Source organism: Pantoea sp. SIMBA_079 (assembly GCF_046940275.1).
GTDB classification, from domain to species: Bacteria; Pseudomonadota; Gammaproteobacteria; order Enterobacterales; family Enterobacteriaceae; genus Pantoea; species Pantoea borealis.
Window position 1 is genome coordinate 1 of record NZ_JAWRYR010000575.1, and the last position, 256, is coordinate 256.

General features: G+C 65.6%; 1 protein-coding gene. It reads right to left on the reverse strand.

Going from position 1 to position 256, the window contains the following annotated elements; translation table 11 throughout:
• Window positions 1–241 (reverse strand): efflux RND transporter permease subunit (locus SB719_RS21255; RefSeq protein ID WP_412159903.1); only part of this gene is annotated, 241 nt, incomplete at its 3' end.
• Between the last annotated feature and the right edge of the window lie 15 nt (window positions 242–256).

Below are 256 nucleotides of genomic sequence, written 5' to 3' on the forward strand. Positions count from 1 at the left end.
GCCACGAGGCCAGCAGCGACACCGAGATGGTGATCGCCAGTTGCGACATGAAGATGCTGATCTGGTTGGTCTCGCCCAGCAGGTTGGGCAGGAACACGATGCAATGGCACAGCGTGCCGGCCGACAGCGCGATCGCGACGCTGCGCGTGCCGACGATCGATGCCAGCCACGGCTGGTCGGGCATGCGCTCGCGTTCCTGGTAGATGCTCTCGACCACGACGACGGCGTTGTCGACCAGCATGCCCACCGCCAGCAG